At 40.2% G+C, this 23980-nt stretch carries 24 protein-coding genes; 14 read left to right on the forward strand and 10 right to left on the reverse strand.

Annotated elements, in window-relative coordinates; translation table 11 throughout:
• Positions 1-72: 72 nt before the first annotated feature.
• Positions 73-360 carry a hypothetical protein gene (locus H6G14_RS10095; protein ID WP_190567313.1) on the forward strand — a complete coding sequence of 96 codons (288 nt, stop codon included), beginning with the start codon at positions 73-75 and terminating at the stop codon, positions 358-360.
• Positions 361-765 carry a type II toxin-antitoxin system VapC family toxin gene (locus H6G14_RS10100; RefSeq protein ID WP_190567314.1) on the forward strand — a complete coding sequence of 135 codons (405 nt, stop codon included), beginning with the start codon at positions 361-363 and terminating at the stop codon, positions 763-765.
• 122 nt (positions 766-887) lie between these two features.
• Here the strand turns inward: H6G14_RS10100 and H6G14_RS10105 are convergent, their stop codons facing one another.
• Positions 888-1307 carry a hypothetical protein gene (locus tag H6G14_RS10105; protein ID WP_190567315.1) on the reverse strand — a complete coding sequence of 140 codons (420 nt, stop codon included), beginning with the start codon at positions 1305-1307 and terminating at the stop codon, positions 888-890.
• Entirely contained in the window at positions 1307-2164 is an 858-nt protein-coding gene (locus H6G14_RS10110) for a ParA family protein (RefSeq protein ID WP_190567316.1), read from the reverse strand. The genes H6G14_RS10105 and H6G14_RS10110 overlap by 1 nt, the downstream gene beginning before the upstream one ends.
• 186 nt (positions 2165-2350) lie before the next feature.
• Here H6G14_RS10110 and H6G14_RS10115 point away from each other — a divergent pair, with 186 nt between their 5' ends.
• The 8 genes from H6G14_RS10115 (at position 2351) to H6G14_RS10150 (ending at position 9950) form a co-directional block, all read left to right on the forward strand.
• A complete protein-coding gene (locus tag H6G14_RS10115) occupies positions 2351-3196 on the forward strand; it encodes an urease accessory protein UreD (protein WP_190567317.1) in 846 nt (281 codons plus the stop codon).
• Between the two features lie 27 nt (positions 3197-3223).
• Positions 3224-3526 carry an urease subunit gamma gene (ureA, locus tag H6G14_RS10120; RefSeq protein WP_010997811.1) on the forward strand — a complete coding sequence of 101 codons (303 nt, stop codon included), beginning with the start codon at positions 3224-3226 and terminating at the stop codon, positions 3524-3526.
• Between the two features lie 20 nt (positions 3527-3546).
• Positions 3547-3858, forward strand: a complete 312-nt coding sequence (locus H6G14_RS10125) for an urease subunit beta (RefSeq protein ID WP_190567318.1) — start codon at positions 3547-3549, stop codon at positions 3856-3858.
• A 212-nt stretch (positions 3859-4070) separates the two neighbouring features.
• Positions 4071-4988 carry a hypothetical protein gene (locus H6G14_RS10130; RefSeq protein ID WP_190567319.1) on the forward strand — a complete coding sequence of 306 codons (918 nt, stop codon included), beginning with the start codon at positions 4071-4073 and terminating at the stop codon, positions 4986-4988.
• Between the two features lie 146 nt (positions 4989-5134).
• Positions 5135-6841: an urease subunit alpha gene (gene ureC / locus H6G14_RS10135; RefSeq protein ID WP_190567320.1), complete on the forward strand. Its 1707-nt coding sequence runs from the start codon at positions 5135-5137 to the stop codon at positions 6839-6841.
• Between the two features lie 129 nt (positions 6842-6970).
• A complete protein-coding gene (locus tag H6G14_RS10140; protein ID WP_190567321.1) occupies positions 6971-7147 on the forward strand; it encodes a hypothetical protein in 177 nt (58 codons plus the stop codon).
• 187 nt (positions 7148-7334) lie between these two features.
• Positions 7335-8516 carry a hybrid sensor histidine kinase/response regulator gene (locus tag H6G14_RS10145; protein WP_190567322.1) on the forward strand — a complete coding sequence of 394 codons (1182 nt, stop codon included), beginning with the start codon at positions 7335-7337 and terminating at the stop codon, positions 8514-8516.
• Positions 8517-8567: 51 nt separating this feature from the next.
• On the forward strand, positions 8568-9950 hold the full coding sequence (locus H6G14_RS10150) for an aldehyde dehydrogenase family protein (RefSeq protein WP_190567323.1): 1383 nt from the start codon (positions 8568-8570) through the stop codon (positions 9948-9950).
• A gap of 193 nt (positions 9951-10143) precedes the next feature.
• Here H6G14_RS10150 and H6G14_RS10155 read toward each other — a convergent pair whose 3' ends face one another.
• The 3 genes from H6G14_RS10155 to H6G14_RS10165 form a co-directional block, all read right to left on the reverse strand.
• Positions 10144-10734 (reverse strand): sulfite oxidase-like oxidoreductase, encoded by a 591-nt coding sequence (locus H6G14_RS10155; protein WP_190567324.1) that lies wholly within the window; start codon positions 10732-10734, stop codon positions 10144-10146.
• 234 nt (positions 10735-10968) lie between these two features.
• The gene (gene rpmF, locus H6G14_RS10160) at positions 10969-11142 is read right to left on the reverse strand and encodes a 50S ribosomal protein L32 (protein WP_011320324.1); all 174 of its coding nucleotides are present in this window, start codon (positions 11140-11142) and stop codon (positions 10969-10971) included.
• Between the two features lie 195 nt (positions 11143-11337).
• Entirely contained in the window at positions 11338-11886 is a 549-nt protein-coding gene (locus H6G14_RS10165) for a hypothetical protein (protein WP_190567325.1), read from the reverse strand.
• 197 nt (positions 11887-12083) lie between these two features.
• Here H6G14_RS10165 and H6G14_RS10170 point away from each other — a divergent pair, with 197 nt between their 5' ends.
• The gene (locus tag H6G14_RS10170; RefSeq protein ID WP_190567326.1) at positions 12084-14033 is read left to right on the forward strand and encodes a caspase family protein; all 1950 of its coding nucleotides are present in this window, start codon (positions 12084-12086) and stop codon (positions 14031-14033) included.
• Between the two features lie 48 nt (positions 14034-14081).
• Here the strand turns inward: H6G14_RS10170 and H6G14_RS10175 are convergent, their stop codons facing one another.
• Positions 14082-14459 (reverse strand): Mo-dependent nitrogenase C-terminal domain-containing protein, encoded by a 378-nt coding sequence (locus H6G14_RS10175; RefSeq protein WP_190567327.1) that lies wholly within the window; start codon positions 14457-14459, stop codon positions 14082-14084.
• A gap of 392 nt (positions 14460-14851) precedes the next feature.
• Between H6G14_RS10175 and H6G14_RS10180 the strand changes: the two genes are divergently transcribed.
• Positions 14852-16054, forward strand: coding sequence for an SLC13 family permease (locus tag H6G14_RS10180; protein ID WP_190567328.1), 1203 nt, complete (start codon positions 14852-14854; stop codon positions 16052-16054).
• Positions 16055-16063: 9 nt separating this feature from the next.
• Here H6G14_RS10180 and H6G14_RS34325 read toward each other — a convergent pair whose 3' ends face one another.
• From H6G14_RS34325 to H6G14_RS10200, 4 genes are all read right to left on the reverse strand, one after another.
• Positions 16064-16231 carry a Uma2 family endonuclease gene (locus tag H6G14_RS34325; RefSeq protein WP_190567368.1) on the reverse strand — a complete coding sequence of 56 codons (168 nt, stop codon included), beginning with the start codon at positions 16229-16231 and terminating at the stop codon, positions 16064-16066.
• Positions 16232-16341: 110 nt separating this feature from the next.
• A complete protein-coding gene (locus tag H6G14_RS10190; RefSeq protein WP_190567329.1) occupies positions 16342-18111 on the reverse strand; it encodes a ribonuclease J in 1770 nt (589 codons plus the stop codon).
• Between the two features lie 317 nt (positions 18112-18428).
• The gene (gene dapA, locus H6G14_RS10195) at positions 18429-19313 is read right to left on the reverse strand and encodes a 4-hydroxy-tetrahydrodipicolinate synthase (protein WP_011320318.1); all 885 of its coding nucleotides are present in this window, start codon (positions 19311-19313) and stop codon (positions 18429-18431) included.
• Positions 19314-19505: 192 nt separating this feature from the next.
• Positions 19506-20549 carry an aspartate-semialdehyde dehydrogenase gene (locus H6G14_RS10200; protein ID WP_190567330.1) on the reverse strand — a complete coding sequence of 348 codons (1044 nt, stop codon included), beginning with the start codon at positions 20547-20549 and terminating at the stop codon, positions 19506-19508.
• Positions 20550-21520: 971 nt separating this feature from the next.
• Between H6G14_RS10200 and tig the strand changes: the two genes are divergently transcribed.
• Both tig and clpP read left to right on the forward strand, forming a co-directional pair.
• Positions 21521-22936 carry a trigger factor gene (tig, locus tag H6G14_RS10205; protein ID WP_190567331.1) on the forward strand — a complete coding sequence of 472 codons (1416 nt, stop codon included), beginning with the start codon at positions 21521-21523 and terminating at the stop codon, positions 22934-22936.
• 341 nt (positions 22937-23277) lie between these two features.
• Positions 23278-23976 carry an ATP-dependent Clp endopeptidase proteolytic subunit ClpP gene (clpP, locus tag H6G14_RS10210; protein ID WP_190567332.1) on the forward strand — a complete coding sequence of 233 codons (699 nt, stop codon included), beginning with the start codon at positions 23278-23280 and terminating at the stop codon, positions 23974-23976.
• The last annotated feature ends 4 nt before the right edge of the window (positions 23977-23980 follow it).

A 23980-nucleotide genomic window follows, 5' to 3' on the forward strand; every position in this document is an offset into this window, starting at 1 on the left:
CCTTTCCAGAAAAAGGGAAACTGCTAACATAAGATTTAAGCGACAGACATATTATTTTGAGGAAATTTAACTATGACTTTGATTAATCATCAACCTAATTCTCAGAGATTAACTAAAATTGTCAAAACCTTAATTGACAACAATCATATTTATAAGGAAAACTTAAATCAACAGGAAATGATTGAAATGATTAATCGCACTTTTGATCCGGCTGCTGTTCCTGATCTGGAAAGCATCTCTGAGGAAGAATTGACGAAACGGATTAAAAGTATTTTGTCTTTAAATTTAGTTTCAGGAATGCTAAATGATTTGACTCCAGAGCAAATGCAACTTTTTGATGAATCTGTAAGACGAGGTTAGATGGGTTATTTATTAGATACTAATATTGTTTCCGCATCACTGAAACAAAATATTGAAATAGGATTAAAAATTACAGAAATACGTCGCCAAGGTCAATTTATTAGCATTAGTGGAATAACTTACTATGAAGTTCAAAGAGGACTTTTAAGAAGCAATGCTACAAAGAAACTAGTTTTATTTCAACAATTTTGCCAAGATTATCCTATTTTATTTTTAGATGATATCAAGATTTTTGAAAAAGCCTCAGAAATTCATGCTGATTTAACCAGCAGAGGTCAAATTATTCAGGATGCGGATATTTTGATAGCTGCTACGGCTATAATTCATGATTTAATTTTAGTCTCTCATGATTCAGATTTAACTAGAGTAAAAAATTTACAGTTAGAAAATTGGTTAATTGATTAGTTTATTTTTTAAAGTCATCTTTTGGGAGATTTTAATAATTCTGCTTTTACTAAACAAGGATTTGCTCATCCTACGCCATTATCAAATATTTCCTACAATTAATATCATGTATTGCATACCTGTCACGTTTTAGAAATTGATGCTGCAAGTAATTTTCCGCTTTTATCTTGAGCTTGTAATTTTTGAATAATATGCTCAATAATATTACTCAAATCTTTTCGACGACGTATAGAGCGATTTGGATCAAGTTGACCATGTTTCAGTAATTCTCTCACCTGCTCCCCTAACTCTAATAAGTAAAGCTTTAGTTGTTCTTCACCCTGTGCGCGTAAAATTTGCCGACATTCAGCAAGGATTAAATCACCATTTTCTAGAGTTTTACTAAGATGTGGCTGCTTTTGTTTTACATCAGATAAATCTTGCACTTTATGAGAATTTGAACTATTAGCCAGATATTTTTTTACAACCTTGGCAACTTGCGGATCAGATTCTACGATTTCTGCAATAGCTCTTAGTAAATTGGCAATTTGTGATGTTTCCATTATCTACCTACTCTTTGAATAACTTCTTGAGATAAATCTTTTAAAGACTCATATAAATCGCCATATTTTTGTTTATATGTCAATTTACCACCAAAATCCAAATTTTCAGCTAATTTTGCCCTTTCGGCAATTTTAATTTTAAAAACAGATGGAAAATCAGAACTAGTAGTAATAAACTCAACTAATTGATTTTCATTAGCTCTAGATATGTTAAATCTAGATATTAAAGTTCCTAAAGGTTTTAAGTTATGCCCAGCTTCATCATTAAATTTATTAATATGTTTTAAAATTAATCTTAATCCACCTATAGACATACGATTGGGAGTGCAAGGTAGAATACAAAAATTGCTTGCTAAAAATGCACTTTTTATTGTTTTATTAATTGTGGGTGGGCAATCAATCAAAATATAATCATAATTTTGGGATACATTCTTGATAACTTCATTTAGTAAATCAATTGCTTTTAACCCTAGATTAAAATAGAATCCATCAGGTAAATCTTCCTGAATTTCAAATAGTATAGGACTGCTTGGTATAATGTGTAGGCATTTGAACTTAGCTTTTAAGTTAGAAATATGTTGTTTAACTATAAATTTTTCAGCTTTAATATTATCTAAAAAGTCTTTGGGATATTTAAACAAATAAGGCAAAGTCAACTTCCTTGTTTCAAAATCTTTAAACCATATATCTTCTGACATTAAAATATTTGTTAAATTACACTGCGGATCAAGATCAATCACTAAAACTCGCTTATTACACATGGTATCGCCTGCCAAATATTCCGCTAATGCCATGACAATAGTAGTTTTACCTACTCCTCCCTTGAGGTTGCAGATACTAATCACTTTAGCTGTCATAATTTACGATTGACTGAAAAATTTTTGGGACTATATTTATAGACTTCCCGGAAACTCAGACAAAGTAACAGGTGCAATGTTCAGGGGTGAAAATTATCTCTATTTTCTCTGCGTCTTTGCGCCTACTCTACGAGTTCCGCGTTAGCGGTATGCGTGAGATTATTATGTCTGTTGCTAGACACAATTATGAGTGAAATTCTAGAAAAAGAAGTTTCTAATGCTTGGCATGGCAAACTTGATTTAGTTTATGCCGATCGCTCAAATTCCACCCAGTTAATTTACAATCACCAGCAAGCACCGCTAAAAGTACAACGTCCCTTTTATCCAGAAGGGGAAAAGGTCTGTCATAGCGTGATTTTACATACGGCTGGGGGTGTAGTGGGAGGCGATCGCTTATCTTATAACCTCCGCCTCCAACCCAACGCGCAAGCTTTAATTACCACCGCCGCCGCCGGGAAGGTATATCGCAGCGAAGGTTTACAAGCCAGACAAACCATCGAGATACAAGTTGATGCGGGTGCTTGTTTAGAATGGCTACCGCAAGAAACAATATTATTTAACGGGGCAATTTATCGCCAAGATTTACGGGTAGAATTAGCCACTGGAGCCAATTTTTTAGGCTGGGAGATTACCCGATTTGGTCGTAGTGCTAGAGGAGAGAAATTCTACCAAGGAGAATGGCGATCGCATACAGAAATTTGGCAACAAGGCGTTCCCTTGTGGATAGATCGTCAATGGCTACCAGGAAACGAAGCCGTTTTTCACAGTCCTCACGGTTTGGCTGGACAACCAATAGTAGGTAGTCTAGTTTGGTTGGGTAGTCCCATTTCCACAGAAATCATCGAAAAAGCGCGAAATTTAGGGAATACTCAAGGCGAAGCAGGCGTTACTTCCTTAGAAAATGGATTTTTATGTAGATATCGTGGTGCTTCCACATCTGAGGTGAGAAACTGGTTTACGTCTGTTTGGCAATTGCTGCGAGTTGAGTTTTTCAGTCGTGGTAAATGTATACCCAGAGTGTGGCAAACTTAATTCGTAATTTGTAATTCCTAATTAATTATGCAGCTTACGCCACAAGAGAAAGATAAATTATTGATTTTTACAGCCGCTTTAGTAGCAGAGAGGCGCAAAAATAGGGGGTTGAAACTTAACTATCCAGAAGCCGTGGCGTATATTTCTGCTGCTATTTTAGAAGGTGCGAGGGATGGCAATACAGTATCAGAGTTGATGAGTTATGGCACAACTCTTTTAACACGAGATGATGTTATGGAAGGGATAGCGGAAATGGTGCATGAAGTGCAGGTAGAGGCAACTTTTCCTGATGGGACAAAGTTGGTAACTGTGCATAATCCTATTCGTTAATTTAATAAATTTAATTAATTATGATTCCAGGGGAAATAATTACACCAACCGGTGAAATTGAATTAAATGCTGGTCGTGAGACTGTAAAATTGCTGGTTGCTAATACAGGAGATAGACCAATTCAAGTTGGTTCGCATTTTCACTTTTATGAAGTTAATAATGCGCTAATTTTTGATAGGGAATTGGCTTTAGGAATGCGTCTGGATATTCCTGCGGGGACGGCGGTTAGGTTTGAACCTGGGGATGAGAAGGAAGTGATTTTAGTTCCTTTGGTTGGGAGTCGTGAGGTTTATGGGTTTAATGGGAAGGTGAATGGGCAATTACTAACTTAACACCAATTCTAGTCTTATTTGTTGAAGGCTATAATATATTAGCTAATTTTTCATCGTACCTAAGCAAAAATCTAGGCTCCCATCGTAGGCGATTACCCTATACAAATCGATTGCTTTTTCACTTTTACAAAGCCAACATAAATATGATATTTAGCTAATCATAGGCGCGGAAATTAATCAGTAAAACTTTCTAGATTTGGTTAAATTTAACAATGATGCAATCTAACACGTTAAGACTACTCGAAACTATTCTCGACGATGCGATTAAATCTAAGAAGAGAGATGAACCAGCAAGGAATGTATTATTAAATGCCATGAAACTTCCTGATGATCCTAAAAATATCTTAGATTTTTATCTAATTTTAAAAAAAGCTGAAGAAGAAGCAAGAAAATTAAATAATATTCCCAAAATTGATAGATACATTCAAGTAATAGATGGGCTGCATCAGCTTTTTGTGGTTAATCATCTTTGGTCTACAGGATGGCATACTTTTGCTGATTATATTGAAAGTAGAAATGTACTCAATACTCTAGATGCACTAGCAAACTATTGTCATGCTCAAAAACGTACAGTATTTCTAGATATAGATTTTTTAGAAAAACTTAACTTTGAAGTTGAGTCTATTCGGAAGAAAATAATAAATTCGGATTTGTCTCAACAATTAAAAAGATATTTAATTGAGAAAATTGAAGATATTTTACAAGCCTTGCGTCGATATTACATTGATGGAAATGAAGGACTAGAAAAGACGGCTAAATCCTTAATGACTGATTTGCTTGTCATAGAGAATACACTAAAAGATGATGATAAAAAGAATGGTACCTATAAAGGATTTAAAGCATTTATTATCAGCCTAGTAATGTTTCTTCAACCTACTAGCGTTTATGACATAATTGGAGCCGTACCTGATATAACAGAATTTTGGATACCTAAAATTGAGGAATTAACTAACGGTACAGAAAAAATAGAAAAACTTATAGATGATGAATCAAGTGTACAAGCTATTTTTGAAAAAGCTTCAGAGATATTTAGCAGAGATTCAATAAGAAAGCTTTCAGGAAAGGAACAAAAAGCGCTGCCACCTTCAAAGGAAAATTTAGAAGAAAATAGATTTAATAATGAAGAGTAACCCTGAAGTTTGATAAAACTCATGCAATCTACTATCTATTTCTTATAAAAAGTAAGTTGACTTTATTTAAACAATGAATGAATATTTGTACTCAAATTTTATCAGATCATAAGTAAACACTATAATACTTTTACCGGGAGTATACCATGCCCTACAGAATGTCCCGCCGCGCCTACGCTGAAACCTACGGCCCCACAGTAGGCGATCGCATCCGACTAGCTGACACCGAATTATTTATACAAGTAGAACAAGACTTCACAACCTACGGTGACGAAGTGAAATTCGGCGGTGGTAAAGTCATCAGGGATGGTATGGGACAATCCCCCATTTCCAACGCTGATGGTGCAGTAGATTTAGTGATTACTAATGCTTTGATTCTCGATTGGTGGGGAATAGTTAAAGCAGATATTGGGATTAAAGATGGCAAGATATTTAAAATTGGGAAAGCCGGGAATCCCTATATTCAAGATCATGTAGATATTATTATCGGCCCTGGAACCGAAGCCTTAGCTGGGGAAGGAATGATTCTCACGGCTGGCGGTATTGATACTCATATCCATTTTATTTGCCCCCAACAAATTGAAGTAGCGATCGCCTCCGGTATCACTACCATGATTGGCGGCGGTACAGGCCCAGCCACAGGAACAAACGCCACTACCTGCACCCCCGGCCCTTGGAATATGTACAGGATGCTGCAAGCGGCTGATGCTTTTCCTATGAACTTAGGATTTTTAGGTAAAGGTAACGCCAGTCAACCCCAAGGACTGACAGAACAAATTTTTGCTGGTGCAATTGGTTTAAAACTCCATGAAGACTGGGGAACCACCCCCGCCACCATTGACACTTGCTTGAGTGTAGCCGATGAATACGACGTACAAGTAGCCATCCACACCGACACCCTCAACGAAGCCGGATTTGTTGAAGATACCATCGCCGCCTTTAAAAATCGCGCCATCCACACCTACCACACCGAAGGCGCAGGCGGTGGACACGCACCAGATATTATCAAAGTCTGTGGACAAGCCAACGTTCTTCCATCTTCCACCAACCCTACCCGCCCTTACACCGTCAACACCTTAGACGAACACCTCGATATGTTGATGGTATGTCATCACCTTGATCCGGCGATCGCCGAAGATGTAGCTTTTGCCGAATCCCGCATCCGCCGCGAAACCATCGCCGCCGAAGATATTCTCCATGACTTAGGCGCATTTAGTATGATTGCTTCCGATTCCCAAGCAATGGGCAGAGTAGGGGAAGTAATAATTCGCACTTGGCAGACATCCCACAAAATGAAAGTACAACGGGGAAGCCTTACCGGAGATGGTGAAGCAGACAATTTAAGAGCTAAAAGATATGTTGCTAAATACACAATCAATCCTGCAATTACGCATGGAATCGCTCAGTATGTAGGTTCTGTAGAAGCAGGTAAACTTGCAGATTTATGTTTGTGGCGACCAGCGTTTTTTGGTGTGAAGCCAGAGATAGTCATTAAAGGCGGGATGATTGCTTGGTCACAAATGGGTGATGCTAACGCCAGCATTCCCACACCGCAACCTGTGCATATGCGTCCTATGTTTGGCAGTTTTGCAGGCGCGAGAAATGCCACATCTTTAACCTTTGTTTCCCAAGCCGCTTTAGAAAGAGAAATTCCTCAGCAATTGGGTTTAGGAAAATCAGCAGTCGCAGTTTCTGGAACTCGCCAATTAACTAAACAGGATATGAAACTGAATGATGCTTTACCTCATATAGAAGTAGATTCGGAAACATACCAAGTCAGGGCAGATGGGGAATTGTTAACTTGTGAACCTGCAACAGTGTTACCAATGGCGCAGAGGTATTTTTTATTTTAAAGCGTTAATTCTTTTAGAGTTTTACTATTAGCTGAAATTTTGTTTTGGAGTTATGTTCAAAGAGTTAAACCGACAGTTAAACTCGAAAGTAATGCGACCTTTTAAGAAAAAATTGTTACAGATGAAGCAATGAATCCAGTAGCTGTTTTGATTGATTATCAAGATTGGCAACAAATAGAAAAAATTCTAGAGACTTATCAATTACAGGAGAGTCAAGACTTCAACATTAACAAGTATTCCGGTGTTATAAAACTGAAGCAATATCCTTTAGAGTATCAGCAGAATATTAAGAATGAATGGACTTGACACAAGCCTTATTTTTGTTAGATACAAATGTAATCTTGTATTTATATAGTTTTTATCAATTCCATCAAATTTTTAATTGCCAGATTGTTGATAGGGAGCTATCCTACTCTACGGAAGAGTCAAGCCTCATATTTAGCTAAGTACTTGCTAATAAAAAAATCCCTATTACTCTATACTTTGGCATCCCATGAGTTTACAAACTGCTCAATCTGGAAAAATTCTAGTTGTTGATGATTCTCCAGATAACGTGTTTTTGATTAAAACCATTCTAGAGGAAGAAGGTTATACAGTTAGTACCGCCGAAAATGGCATTTCAGCATTAGCAGTACTGCAAGCATCCCCTTGTGATTTGGTGCTGTTGGATTTAATGATGCCAGGGATGGATGGTTATGAAGTCACCAGGCGAGTGCGCGGGGAGATGAATTTGCAGCAATACATCCCCATCTTGCTGATTACCGCCCATGATGCCCCAAATGTGGCGCATGGATTAGATTTGGGTGCTGATGATTTTATTCGTAAACCCGTCACAGTGGACGAATTACTGGCAAGAGTGCGATCGCTTCTCCGTTTAAAGCATAGTATGGACGAACGAGACGAAATAGCTCGCCAGCGCGAAGATTTTGTCTCTCGTCTCACCCACGATTTGCGTACCCCCTTAGTAGCTGCTGATCGGATGCTGGCACTATTTCAACAAGGTGCTTTGGGAAATTTATCACCGCAAATGCAGGAGGTAATCACCATCATGGCGCGGAGTAATATCAACTTACTGTCGATGGTGAATACTTTATTAGAAGTTTATCGCTTTGAAGCTGGTCGCAAAACCTTGGCATTTCAACCAGTAAATCTTAGCCAATTATTAAATGAGGTGATTGCAGAACTAACACCCTTGGCTCAAGAAAAAAACTTGGCAATTAATAGCGATTTTGGCGACACATCAACACCAAATATACCAGGCGATGGCATTCCGTCCACCGTAGGCGATCGCTTAGAGTTACATCGCTTATTTACCAACCTTATCGGTAATGCCATCAAATTTACCGCCTCTGGCTCAGTAACTATCCGCCTTAAAGCCATCATATTAAATAATCAACAAGATTTTTCTGAACCTTCCCTACCTTCTACCAACGGTGACTATATACAAGTTGAAATAGCCGATACAGGCGCAGGTATTCCATTAGAAGAACACGCCACATTATTTGAAAGATTTCGTCAAGGGAATCATAAAATCTCCGGTAGTGGTCTAGGCTTGTATCTTTCTCGGCGCATTGTTGAGGCTCATCACGGTAAAATAGTAGTTAATTCAGAGTTAGGCAAAGGCAGTGTTTTTGTCGTTAGTTTACCTATTCAAATAGTAGGTAAAGCAGACTAGATGAAAATATTTTTAGAGTTTGAGAAAGTAGAAAATTAAGGGCTGGAAAAAATGCTTACTATTGAAACATCAAAAATTAGGGAAATAATTCAACAACAACGTAATTTTTTTCAGACTGGACAAACTAAAAATATCAACTTCCGGCTGGAACAACTCAAAAAACTGAGAAAATTAGTTACTGATAATAAAACAGCAATAACTAAGGCATTAAAAGCGGATTTAAACAAATCGGAATACGAAGCTTACTTTGCCGAGATTGGTGTCATTAAAGAAATTGATTACGCCATAAAAAATCTGAAAAATTGGTCTAAGCCTAAAAAAGCAGATGTTCCCCTAGATTTCTTTTCTTATTCAGCGCGAATTTATCCAGAACCACTAGGAGTTGTTTTAATTATTTGCCCTTGGAATTATCCATTCGGATTAATAATTTCACCGTTAGTAGGGGCGATCGCTGCCGGAAACTGTGCCATTATCAAACCTTCAGAACTTGCACCTCATACCTCTAATTTAGTAGCAGACCTGATTAGTAAATATTTTCCCAGCGAGTATCTTGCAGTAGTAGAAGGTGGCGCAGAAACTAGCCAAGAGTTACTAACCGAAAAGTTCGATCATATATTTTTTACTGGTGGAACAGCCATAGGCAAAATTGTGATGGAAGCCGCCGCCAAACATCTCACACCAGTTACTTTAGAGTTGGGTGGTAAAAGTCCTTGCATTGTTGATAGTGAGATTCATCTCGAATATACAGCTAAACGCATTGCTTGGGGCAAATTCATTAACGCCGGACAAACCTGCATCGCCCCTGATTATCTTTTAGTTAATCAGAAAATTAAAAAAGATTTAATTGCTACCATACAAAAAAATCTCCAAGAATTTTATGGCGACAACCCAATCGATAGCCCTGATTATGGGAGAATTATTAGCCATAAACATTTTGAGCGTTTAGCTAAATTTCTCAACAATGGTCAAGTCATTGTTGGTGGGGAAACGAACTATGAGGATAAATATATTGCTCCCACCTTACTAGATAACGTTTCTTTGACAGATCCTGTGATGCAGGAAGAAATTTTTGGGCCGATTTTACCTGTGATTGAATACACAGATATAAAAGATGCGATCGCCCTCATTAATTCTCAACCAAAACCCCTGGCTTTATACATATTTTCCCAAAATAAAGACCTACAACAACAAATTCTGCAAGAAACCTCATCGGGTGGAGTGTGTATTAACGACACAATTATGCACGTGGGTGTTTCATCTTTACCCTTTGGTGGTGTAGGCGATAGCGGTATCGGTAGCTATCATGGTAAAGCCAGCTTTGACACATTTTCCCATTACAAGAGTGTCTTGAAAAATGCCTTCTGGCTAGACCTAGATTGGCGTTATGCACCCTACAAAGATAAATTATCTTTACTCAAACGAATGATGAAGTAGGGGATTGGGAGCAAAAAAGTTAAAAGTAAGAAGTAAAAAGGTAAAAGATTTTTCCTTTTTACTTTTGCTTTGAACTAGGGATTGGGGATTGGGAAATTAGGAAATAGAAATTAAAATTCCTCACCCACAAAAGAATGAAGAATCTGGTAACGGCTAATACTCCCATTACCCATTACCCATTACCAATCCTCAATCAACTATATCTTTCTTCTTCCCAAGGTTCACCACGACGATGGTAGCCATTGCGTTCCCAAAAACCTAATTCTTCCTTATCAAGAAACTCCAGTCCATTAATCCACTTGGCACTTTTCCAGGCGTAGAGGTGAGGTACAACTAGACGCATCGGCCCGCCATGTTCTGAGGGTAGGTCTTCACCAAATAATTTAAAAGCGAAAAAATTCTCTTCCCTGACAAAATCTGCCATTGCGATATTTGTGGTGTAACCGCCATAGCAATGTTCCATGATATGAGCAGCCTTAGAGTCTACCTCAATCAGACTCATAAAATCTGTTACCTTAATCCCCGTCCACTTGACATCAAGCTTAGACCAACGGGTTACACAATGAAAGTCGGCTGTAAATTCATGATGAGGTAAATTCATGAAATCAGACCAAGTAAACGCAGCTGGTTTTACCAAACCCCAAACCCGAAACTCCCAACCTTCCAAACTAACTTTAGGCGCTGCACCATAAGTTAATACAGGAAAACCCTTAGCTAAATGTTGTCCAGGGGGAACGCGATCGCTATTTTCTTGGTCTGGTTTTTGAAAAAATTTTCCTAGCATAGTTATATAACAATCAAAAATAGAGATATGACTCGGCTTAAAAATATGACAAACTTTATTGAAAGCAATACTAAATTAATATTTACCCTACAAATACTTACAAATATTAATTTTGTTAAACACTAAAAAATTAAGAGCTAAAGATAACTTACGCTGTAGATCATTATTTGATCATCAGTCATGGGTGAAAGGTAATGGGTAATAGGTTCTGCCAATTACTCATTACCTATTTTTTTATTCTTCTTCGTCTTCTTCTTCCGCAGTAGGATAGACAAATGTAGAACGTCCAGTCAAAATTGATTTACCCAAAGAAAGAGCTTTTTGCGCTTCCACAGCAGCCTTGTGTCTCCAGGTAGCTCGACGTTTATCTCGTTTTGATTTAGATGTTTTCTTCTTAGGAACAGCCATGATAGCCGATATCGCAATTCTTGACAACCTTTCTATTCTAAGCGATCGCTTGGCTAAGTCAAATGGAAAAGTTTCAGAGATTCGTCATTAGTCAATAGTCAATGGTCAATTGTCATTAGTCATTAGTCATTCTTCTTCGCCTCCCCTGCTCCCCCTGCCCCCTGCTCCCTTGCCTCTTACTACACCCCTAATTATTCACTTTGGTGGCTGATTGGCGGGTTCTACTATTGGTTGTGGGGACGGGGATGGGGTTGCTGAGGGAATAGTGACGGCGGCGGCTGGGTTGGGATTGCTTTGTGGCTGTTCAAAAAATAAGAGCGATCGCGCGCTTTTGAAATAAGTTGCCCAACGTTGCGGATCAGGACGGGTGCGCCATTGCTGACGGCTGACATCTAAGGCTAACACTGGTGCGATCGCTCCATTACTTTGTACGGAAATGATCACGGAAATATCTGTTACTAAGATATCTTGATCAAAGCTCCTTTGTGCAGCTGTTCTGGCAGTCATTTCTGCCCTGCGTAATATCGTTTCGTAGGCTTCATCAGGTAATCTGTCGATAGTCAAGTCCACTCTGGCAGTGTAAGCACGGACAATTTGCGGGAAAACCAATTCTGTTACAAGCCATACAGGAACAGGAAATAAAAGCAAAAAGATTAACGGAAATGTCCGGATTTTTTTGTCAATTTGGCTAATAACTTTAAAGGGAATGATTGATGATAGTGAGTGAGTACTACTCTTAGTCATAACCTGATAACTCCTTAATTGAGGTTCTGTAATTTGAATAACTCAAGAAAATTTCCCGAAAGTGGAAGTAATAAAAAATACGTATCTTTAATGACTCAATGAGAATCTCCTAGACTATTAGACATAGGTTAGCTTTGTTTTTTCAGCAAAGCCAACCGCAATTTTAGGCAAGCACACAACAACCTACAAAGAGCGGGATGGCAAACTACTGGGCGATCGCCATAGGCGTTAATCAATATCAATTATTTCAACCTTTACGTTGCGCCCAAGCCGATGCCGAGGCGCTAAAGGACTTTTTGGTTCACCAAGCAGGTTTTGTCAACCAACGCTGCTTGCTGATGACGGATACATCGCCACCAATTGACGATAGAGATACTTATCCAACTAAAGAAAATATATTGCTGTTGCTAGAAGACTTAGCCGCAGCCTGTTGGCAACCAGAAGACCATTTATGGTTCTTCTTTAGCGGTTATGGGGTTAATTACAACGGCAGAGATTATTTAATGCCCACAGAAGGCGACCCCAAACTGGTAGAAGAAACTGGTATAGAAGTGCGATCGCTGATGCAAAGTTTGCAGCTAGCTAACCTCAATGTTTTGCTGCTGTTTGATATCAACCGTGCTTCTGCAAGCCTTGGGGATACTCCCGTAGGTAAAGAAATTATCGAACTAGCCGAAGAACTACAACTAGCCACCATTCTTTCCTGTCAGCCAGACCAGTTTTCTCAAGAAAGTAGAGAGCTAGGCCACGGCATATTTACAGGTGCATTATTATCAGCCTTGCGTTCTGGTTACGGCAGTAATTTAGGGGAACTAGAAAAATACTTAAGTGTTTTGACTCCCGAATTATCTCAACATTACTGGCGACCTACACAAAATCCTGTAGCCTTTATCCCCTTTGATGAACAGGAAATTTTACCCCCAGTAGCAACAACCAACAATCCTGAGGTAGAACTGAGCGCCGCCGTACCTAGTACCCTAGAACCTTCTGAAGCCGAACCTCTTATTTTTTCAGAAGAAAGTTTTGCTGTAGCCTTAACAGCACCATCCTTGGGAGAATCCGCTAGAACAACCTCCAAGCCCCCAAAATTTGGGAAATGGGAAGATTCTCCCAGGCTAGAAACTAACGGTAATGGCAAATCACCTACTGTCACCTTAGATAGACAGCCATTTCCCATAAATACTGACTTCCCCCAACCATACCAACCGCCAATACCCGACGAAGAAGAAACAGGCGGGAGGTTCATCCCCAATGCTCCCCAACCCTACATCTCTCGCCTACCTAGCAATAAGCCAGAGCCTCCATTATGGAGACAGTTTTTGCTGTGGGGAGGCGGAACTATGGTGGTTGTAGCGTTAATTTCTATTATTCTCCTGCGTAATCAAGCCAGGGTTTTAAGAGCGAGACAGCAACCACCTACTGTTACCAGCGATTCACAAATCATCAAAACTCCCTCAACTCCTCGTCCAGTCGCCAAGTTAGCTCCACTCAATCGACCAAAAAATCAATCAACTGCCCAAATTGCCCCTATTTCTGAATCAAAAAAACGTAATCAAGCCGTATTAGACCTAGCAAAAATGTCTTTGAGGCAAACTCAAGCTAGCGATCTCAGCTTGGCGATCGCCACTGCAAAGAAAATCAAACCCGGTGAACCACTCTACGAACAAGCCCAGGAAAATATTAAGATTTGGACTCGGATGATTCTCGATTTAGCAGAAGGTCGCGCCAAACAAAGACAATATGCCAATGCGATCGCAGCTGCTAAATTAATTCCCAAGGACGAAACACTATATCCCCAAGCTCAAACCACAATTGCCCAGTGGCGCTCAGAAGCTAAACAATTCCTAGCTAATCAAACTCTGATAGATGCCGCCAACGCCTTAATTCAAGAAGGACAGGCTTCCACTTATAACCGTGCCATCGAAGTAGCCAAAAGAGTACCCCAAAGTCAACCAGGTTTTGATTTGGCACAAACATCTATTAATCAATGGAGTGAAAAAATTCTTGATCTCGCTAAAAATCGCGCCGATCAAGAAAATTTTAGTGCTGCAATCGCAACTGCTACCTTAGTCCCAGAAGGAACGGCTGTCTACGAAGATGCTCAAGAAGCCATCCAGAAATGGAAAGCGAGGAAAAAGAGTCAATAGTCCATAGTTCAAAACCTTCATTGTTAGCTTTTAACTATTGACCATTGACTAACAATACCGTGATACATCCTCGCCGCATTCATCAGCCAAATAGCACAGCGCCCGGAAACGCAAGCTAACGACTTCTTCATATAGAGGGTTGAGTTTGCACAATGGCGGAATGTGCAGCAGAGTTTTGCCAAATAAATTAATGTCGCGTTCAAAGGGGCATTGAGCAGGAATTAGTTGACATAGGCGGTGAGCTAATAAGCGATCGCTCACTTCAATGCTATCTAAGTAGCGTCTTAAGGGTCTGAGAATGTCCCAACCTGACCGAGACGGAGAAGTCTGCAACTGGGCTAAACGAGTATTGTTAACTTCTGTGTGACTTATCCAAACCCAGCTTGCAACCAAAAGCTTTTTTGTGGTATTATCAAATACCTTCATGATTATGCCTCTTTTTTTATGAGGGTATTCATCTTTCCGATGAACTTATACAGTGTGATAACTAGCTTGTCGGGAAAAACGCTCATTAAAAGCGATATAACGTTAATTTGGTAAAAGTACTGAAGCCAGAACACAACTTATTACTACGTCAAGTTAATCGCAATTTTCTCGGAAGTGGTAGTGTGATCACCCGATCTTATTCATAACTTGACACAGTTTAAATTTTAGTGAAGACATCTATCGTTAGGTAGAGTTTGCGATAATCTTCACAAAGGTTAACACAAGTATTTTTATTAGTAAAAGAATATTTACACGGAAATAGTTTTACTGTTGGCTAGGTAGTTTAGAAGCTATCTTTAGGTACCAGCACTGATAATAACGCATTAAAAACAGTGATTCTCATCCAATTTGCGATTTATGGCGTAATAGGGCTGACATATTTGGGTTTAGCCTTAGGCTACATTCCGGGCTTACGGATGAACCGCGCCACCATTGCCTTAGTTGGCTCTGCTTTTTTAATTGCCTTGGGTGTACTGAATTTACAGGAAGCTTGGCAGGCAATTGACCCTAATACCATCGTATTTCTGTTAAGTATGATGGTAGTCAACGCCAACTTATCCTATGCAGGGTTTTTCCGGCGTGCGTTAGCGGTGTTGTTGAGTTTTACCCGTAGTCCTTTAGGTTTGTTGATTGCTTTAACCTTTGGTAGCGGTATTCTCTCCGCCTTTTTCCTTAACGACACATTGGCGTTAGTTTTCACGCCCTTGACTTTGAGTCTGGCTCAAGCTTTGAGTTTAAATCCAATTCCCTATTTACTAGCGATCGCCGGAGCAACTAATATAGGCTCTGTGGCTACTCTAAGCGGTAATCCCCAAAATATCTTAATAGGCTCCTTTTCTGGGATTCCCTACCTAGAATTCTCGCGTGTCTTGGCTCCCGTTGCTTTTATAGGCTTAATAATCCAGATAGGATTACTGTGGCTACTTTACCCAGATGTGCGTTCAGCTAAACCTTGCCAAATCTCACTCACCAGTAACCCACGAATATTTAAACCTTTATTTAATAAAACATTAGTTATTACTACGGGTTTACTTATTGCTTTTACTATCGGCTTACCTTTAGCACAGTCAGCCTTAGTTGCAGCTAGCTTACTTCTAATTACTAGAAGAATTAAACCACAACGAATTTTAAAAAAAGTGGATTGGAATCTTTTAGTGATGTTTTCGGGACTGTTTATTTTGACGAAAGCCACCCAAAAATTGAATTTATTACAGCCATTTACTCATGTCATCAACTCTGCTGCAAGTTTATTGGGTGTGACAGTTGTTTTATCTAACTTGATTTCTAATGTTCCAGCAGTGCTGCTATTGCAACCGTTAATTTCACCAGATGATACCAAATCTTGGCTATTACTAGCAGCCGGTTCAACTCTGGCGGGTAATTTAACTTTATTTGGTGCAGTTGCAAACCTCATTACTGTAGAAGCTGCTGCCGATTTAGGTTACAAGCTTACATTTTTAGAGCATTTACGTTTTGGCTTACCACTAACAGTCTGTACTTTAATAATTACCTATCTGTGGGTTAACTTAGGCTGAAAGTAGTTGCTAAACAATCAAAGTTAATGCTGGAAATAAGGTAGAAATAATCTGTTGATTTTCGATAAATACAATTAGCTGATAACTACCTTTCTCTAGTAAACAGACAGTAAATATATTTTTTAGAGGGTCAACAATCCAATATTCTTTAACACTAATAACCGCATACTCAGAAATATCGCCTCCACAAACCTATATACACCTAATATCGCACAACAAGACGCAAAGACACCTTACGAGCCTTTGCGTCTTTGCGCCTTTGCGTGAGCTTTACCTCTTAATACTCTCTAAGAAGCTACTTGAGCCGCAGTCCGAGTCCGCCGCCTTCTACCATCAGCAACCTTCACAGGTGGCTCATCAGGAATTTGCATCAATAAAGTCACTGATGGCTGACATTGCAACTCACGACGAATAGAACGTTGCAACTCCCGTTCTAAAGTTCCTTGCAAACCACCCCAATCAATCTCAGGCTGTTCACCTTCAGAAGTGGCAAACTCTGACCAGCGCACGCCCAAAATTTCTTCAATACGCTGTTGTACCCATTTTTGTAACAGCGATCGCTCTACACTAGTAACAACACCACGCAGGTGAATTTCTGGTTTAGCCAACAATTTACCTTGCCAATCAATAGCAGCTGCAATAGTCACCAGTCCTTCCTCTGCCATGCGTTGACGTTCTTGCAGTACTTTGGCACTGACCATTCCAGAGCTTGTAGTATCGACTAACTCGATACCAGATTGAACTTTCCCCGCGACACGAATTGAATCTTCAGTCAGTTCGATGATATCCCCATTTTGAATAATCACCATATTCTCGGCGGGAATGCCTGACTTCTGGGCGGTTTGGGAATGTTTCACCAACATCCGATGTTCACCGTGGACTGGAACAAAGAACTTGGGTCTAGTTAAGGCAATCATCAGCTTTTGGTCTTCCTGACAGCCGTGACCCGAAACGTGAATCCCTTGGTCTCTTCCATAGACCACTTTCGCCCCTTGCTGCATCAATTTGTCGATGGTATTGACTACAGCAATTGTGTTCCCTGGAATTGGGTTAGCAGAGAAGACAACAGTATCACCTTGACGGATTTTAATATGGGGGTGTTCTTTGTTGGCAATCCTGGTCATGGCTGCCATTGTTTCACCTTGAGAACCAGTGGTGAGAACCAGAACATTATCGTCTGGCAGATTGCGTACCATGTGCAAGGGTTGCAACAGGTTATCTTCACACTTGATGTAACCCAAATTACGGGCGTGGGCAATCAAGTTCAGCATGGAACGCCCAACAACTGTGACGACGCGGTTATGCTTTTTCGCCAGTTGCAAAATCATGTTGATGCGATGAACGCTGGAAGCAAAGGTGGTAACGAATAGCCGTCCTTCCGCTTGACTAAAAACTCTATCTAGATTGGGAAAAACTGATGCTTCTGAAGGGGTGAAGCCTGGGACTTCCGAGTTAGTGGAATCACTCAACAGACAAAGTACGCCTTTTTCGCCGTGTTCTGCAAGGCGTTGCAGGTCAAATTTTTCGCCATCAACTGGGGTGTGGTCAAATTTGAAGTCTCCCGTGTGAATCACCACACCTAAAGGAGTGTGAATGGCAACGGTGAAGCTATCTGCAATGGAGTGGGTGTTGCGGATGTACTCTACAAAAAATGATTTACCAATGCGTACGACATCACGGGGTAAAACTTTTCTTAATTCTGTGCGATCGCGTACTCCAGCTTCTTCTAATTTACCCTCTAGCATTGCCATTGCTAGTCTAGGCCCATAAATTACTGGAATGTCAAATTGTTTGAGGTGAAAAGCAATCCCACCGATATGATCTTCATGGCCGTGAGTAACAACCATACCTTTGATTTTGTGGCGATTTTCCCGCAGATAAGTCATATCTGGCAGAACGATATTTACTCCGTGCATCGCCTCTGTGGGGAAAGCCAACCCTGCATCTAAAAGAATGATTTCATCATCATATTCAAAAACGCAGGTGTTTTTACCAATTTCATGTAAACCGCCTAAGGGAATAATTTTTAGGCCAGCATTAGTTTCGTTTTTAGCCATTTTCTCCTGAGATTGTTGTTTGTTGTTTTAGACTTTAAGTAAATTTGCAAATTCAGCTTCTTTTAGGAATGACAAACATGAGCCTACTTTTCACAAGCAGCCAAATTTTGATTAAATGTGCAGTTTCTGATTCAATAAAAAGGAATTTTAAGTTGAAAAATTCATTGTATATTTATTAGGTTTTAGCACAAATTTTCAGAGTATTAGAAGCTGGGCGGTAATAAAACTTTAATCATCAGATTTTTCTAATAAACCCCATTAGTTATAGATATACAGTTTTGACAAATAGAATTTAACTAGTCCTGAGATATTGGTGATTAGATTAAATTGAGATGTTTCATTACTGCTTCTAGTTTTTGACTGACTTCTGCATCCGCATCACTTAGGGGCGGACGGGTTGAACCAACCTCCCAACCTTGAAGTTTTAGTGCTTGTTTAATGGGAATCGGATTTGTAGTGATAAATAAAGCTTTAAACAACGGCAATAGTCGAAGATGAATATCACTGGCGACTGTCACTTGCCCGGAATTAAAAGCTTGGATCATCTGTTGTAGTTGGTTCCCTACCAGATGGGAAGCTACACTAACTACGCCCTTTGCTCCTATCGCTAACAAGGGCAAAGTTAACGAATCATCTCCAGCGTAAATCTGGAACTCTTTTGGTGTCGAGCGACGGATTTCACCCGCTTGGTCGAGATTGCCACTAGCTTCTTTAACACCAATAATATTGTCGATTTCGGCTAACCGCACAACTGTCTCTGGACTGAGGTTTTGACCAGTACGACCAGGAACGTTGTATAACAATAGCGGTAAGTCTGGACAGGCTTGCGCTATCGCCTGAAAGTGCTGATATAGTCCAGCTTGCGGCGGTTTGTTGTAGTAAGGTACAACTTGTAAAGTACCATGTACTCCTATTTTAGCTGCTTTTTGCGTAGCTGCGATCGCTTCTTTGGTGGAATTGGAACCACATCCAGCTATTACCTTGGCTTTGCCTGCTACTGTCTGCAAAACTTCTACAAATAAATTGTATTCTTCATCCCAACTCAAGGTGGGTGATTCTCCAGTTGTACCACACACAACCAATGTATCTGTACCATTGTCAACTAAATGCGCTGCTAGTTCTGCCGCTACAGCATAGTTAACACTCCCGTCCGCTTTGAACGGTGTAATCATAGCGGTTAAAACTGTGCCAAAATCTCCCACCCTCTTGTTACTCCTCAATTTCCTTTTAATTATGTTGATTAGTTATTTAGGTGTCAGATGACAGTTAACTGTTCACTGTCATCAGTCAACAGTAGTCAGTCGCTTCTTGCTAGCTACTGACTGGGAAAAGTGCTGTAAAGCCCTGCGGACAAGGTTTATGATGGCTACTGACCACTGACCAATGACCACTGACTACCTAGCAACATAAGCTTTTGTAGGTTGGAGTAAATTTTTTTCTACCAACAACTCGGCTATTTGTACCGCATTCAACGCTGCGCCTTTACGAATTTGGTCGCCACAAAGCCAGAGTTCTAAACCAGAGGGGTGAGAAATATCTTGGCGGATTCTCCCCACTAAAACTTCATCACGACCACTAGCTTCAATGGGCATGGGGAAGTAATTTTTTCCCCAATCTTCCAATAATTTTACTCCAGGTGCGTGACTTAAAATTTCTCTAGCTTCATCTGGAGAAAATGGTTCTGCGAACTCTAGATTAATTGCTTCTGAGTGGGCGCGTAGTACGGGAACCCGTACACAAGTAGCTGTAATTCTAATTTCTTGTGTACCAAAGATTTTGCGGGTTTCGTTGACCATTTTCAACTCTTCCTCACAATACCCTGAATCGGTCAAGGGAGAGTTATGGGGAAATAAATTAAATGCTAAGGGGTAAGGTAATGCTTCGGCGACTGGTTCCTCACCTCTCAAGATGGCACTGCTTTGGGTTTTCACTTCTGCCATTGCTTTAGCACCTGCACCACTAGCAGACTGGTAAGTTGCTGCTACAATGCGTTGCACTGGTCTAACTTGATGTAATGGCCATACTGCCAAGGTCATCAAAATAGTGGTGCAGTTGGGGTTGGCAATGATGCCTTTATGGTCGGCGGCGGCTTGGGGGTTCACCTCTGGCACAATCAGGGGAACATCTGGGTTCATGCGGAAGGCGCTGGAGTTATCTATGACAACTGCACCCTTTTCAACTGCTACAGATGCCCAAGCTTTGGATGTGGAACCACCCGCACTAGCTAAAACTATATCAACATTTTCCAAGGCGCGATCGCTCACTGCCTCGACTATTATATTTTCACCTTTAAAAGGGAGCGATCGGCCTACGCTCCTTTCTGATGCTAATAATTTTAGCTCTGCCACCGGAAAATTCCGGCTTTCCAACAATTCCAGCAACTCTGTGCCAACAGCACCAGTCGCTCCCAAAATAGCTACGCGATACGTTTTAGACAAACTAAAATCCTCCTTCCTTAGAGGTTATGGTTAAGTTTTTGGTGGTTTCTTAGAGATTTATAATTTATCCAGTCTTTGGAAATAAGAATAAAATTAGATATTGAGTAGAAACTTTCCTGATTTTTAGCGATATTTCTTAAATTAGGTAGTCTGATTTTAAACTTTACATAACTTTAATAAACGCAGGTTCTTACAGCAATTTTTGCTTAATTTCACTGCTTAATTAAAAAATTAAACCCATTATACAGTAAATCTCTATTGCAGAGAAAAATCCAGATAAGAGTAAGTTTTCAATGTGATCTATAAAATTCAGTCTGGAAAACAATCACACTTGTCTGTGATGTGGGTTAGTTTGATTTGTAATGTACGATGATTCAATGTCAACTAAGTCAGTACAATCAAACTATTTTGAATTGTAAACTGATTTTTTGGTACATACCCTACTTTTTGTAGGCAGAACAAATCTAAAGTTACAAATTTAAATTTTTCCAGCCCTTTGTCGTTGTGGCTAGAGTTCATCTAAAATATTCCATCTAAAAGCCAGGACTGGTTTACTGTAAAGGCGTTAACGCTAGGACAATAAACAAACTTGGTATTCTATTATAGGATACAGGCAATTGGTTTGTTGTTTGTGAAAACCAGGATATCACGATAATAGTGCCATAGAACCGATGCGGCAGGTTAACTATGACTCTTTCGGTAAAGTTATAGCACTAAAGCGTCAAGTTTTTTGCCATTAGCAGTAAACTGGATATCTACTGTAGGCCTAGAAATCTGCCTTGTAGACACTTCCCACTTATCACCAAGAAACATTAACTCACAGAAGCGATGCAAAGTTACGAGTGCCAAGTTCTCATGGAAAAGTTCCCAGTAACGATGACTATTCAGAACTCAAAACCCAGCACTCACTTTGGTTAATCGCATCTTGTATGTACTTGGAGTCACAAACCCCCAAAATTTAGAGACGAAGCATGAAAGTTACCCAGGAAAAACTTCCCGCCAGCCAAATTGGTCTGGAAATAGAGATTACACCAGAAATTACGCAAAAAACTTACGAACAGGTAATTAAAAATTTATCCAGAACCGTTAACATTCCTGGGTTTCGTAAAGGCAAAGTACCGAGACAAGTATTATTACAGCGTCTAGGTAAAACTCATATCAAAGCCGCAGCCCTGGAAGAATTGCTGCAAGATGGGATAGAGCAAGCAATCAAACAAGAATCCATTGCCGCAATTGGTCAACCACGCCTGCGCTCATCTTTCGATGATTTAATTAATAGTTACGAACCAGGACAACCCCTGACTTTTACTGCGGCGGTGGATGTAGAGCCAGAAATTAACCTAGTGCAGTACACAGGTTTAGAAGCCAAAGCGGAAGAAATCAAGTATGATCCAGGGCGGGTTGATGAAGTTTTAGAAAAAGAACGTCAAGAATTGGCGACATTAATTCCCGTAGAAGGAAGATCCGCCCAAATTGGTGATGTAGCTGTAGTGGACTTTAAAGGTGTCATCGCCAAAGCTGGAGGTGATGACGAAAATGCAGAACCAGAACCCATTCCTGGCGGTGACGCTAGCGATTTTCAGGTAGAATTACAGGAAGATAAATTTATTCCTGGTTTCGTAACTGGCATCGTGGGCATGAATCCAGGGGACACCAAAGAAGTGTCAGCTCAATTCCCAGATCCTTACGTTAACCAAGAATTGGCAGGGAAACCAGCAATTTTTACGGTGACGCTCAAAGAAATTAAAGAAAAAGAACTACCGGAATTAAATGACGACTTTGCTCAAGAAGTCAGCGATTTCGATACCCTAGAAGCATTGCGCGCGTCTTTGGCAGAGCGTTATCAAAAAGAAGCGGAAGACAAAACCAAGAATAATCAGCAAGAGGCTTTGTTAGGCGAACTAGTTAAGCACATCGAAGTAGATTTGCCAGAAACCTTGATTGAGAAAGAAGTAGACGCGATGCTGACACAAACAGCTATGCGCCTATCCCAGCAGGGACTGGATGTGAAAAAATTATTCACCCAGGATATTATCCCGCAGTTACGAGAGCGATCGCGCCCTGAGGCTGTAGAACGCCTGAAACGTTCTTTGGGTTTGCAAGAAGTTGCTAAACGTGAATCAATTACCGTCACCCCAGAAGAAATTCAAGCCAGAGTGACAGAATTGGTGCAACAATACCCAGACGAGGATATTGATGTAGAAAGATTGCACACAATCGTAGAAAACGAGCTATTATCCGAAAAAATCATCGATTGGCTTTTGGCAAATTCTACAGTTGAACTGGTACCAGAAGGCTCATTAGCTAGCCAAGAGTCTGAGATAACTGCACCTGAGACTGAGGCAGAAACCATAGAGGTTGCAGCAGAATCGACTACAGGGGAATAAAAAGGCAATTTTGTAGGGTGTGTCAGACTCAAACCACAACACACCCTACCAGCTGTTAACAGCCATTGTCTCCAGAAGACCCCCTCACCAAATTGAAATTTTTAAGTTATAAATGCTGAGTCATGAGTATGAAAAATTATTACTCAAGACTCACCGTAAATGTAGAAAATGTAGTCAATGGAATGGTTTGCACACTCTCTCGCCTAATTGGGGGTAACACGAGAAGAATATAGATGAGGCATAATGGTTAACACATAGGTGAATCAAAATCTCATTTATTAACCCAAAGGCAGCTATATGTTGCCAAAATCTCTGTCCCAACTATCTCCAACTGTTCTCGTATGCTTGTATCGCAGTCGGCAAATCACTTCATCAATAGTTTAAGTCGATTTGGAATGTCTTCACACCTCAACGGCATAGGCAACATCGTGCCAATGGTCGTAGAACAATCTGGTATGGGAGAAAGAGCCTTTGATATCTACTCCCGCCTGCTGCGAGAGCGGATTATCTTCTTAGGAACTCCCATTGACGATGCTGTAGCCAACACAATTGTTGCCCAGTTGTTGTTTTTGGACGCGGAAGACTCAGAAAAAGATATCCAACTCTACATCAACTCCCCTGGTGGATCTGTCTACGCAGGCATGGCAATTTATGATACAATTCAGCAAATCCGTCCCGATGTTGTTACTATATGTTTTGGGTTAGCAGCAAGCATGGGGGCATTTTTGTTAACCGCAGGAACTAAAGGTAAACGTATGTCCCTGCCTGATTCCCGCATTATGATTCACCAACCCCTGGGTGGCGCTCAAGGTCAAGCCATTGATATAGAAATCCAAGCACGGGAAATTCTTTACATTAAGGCTCAGTTGAACCAGCTATTAGCTAATCACACTGGTCAACCCCTAGAAAGAATTGAAGCAGATACCGACCGCGACTTCTTTATGTCAGCAGAAGAAGCAAAAAATTACGGTTTGATCGATCAAGTCATCTCCAGACAAAATCTTCCCACAGCAGGGGAAAATGTCACCATCGTGAAATAAGAGG

The organism is Nostoc parmelioides FACHB-3921, assembly GCF_014696625.1.
Classification (GTDB): Bacteria; Cyanobacteriota; Cyanobacteriia; order Cyanobacteriales; family Nostocaceae; genus Trichormus; species Trichormus parmelioides.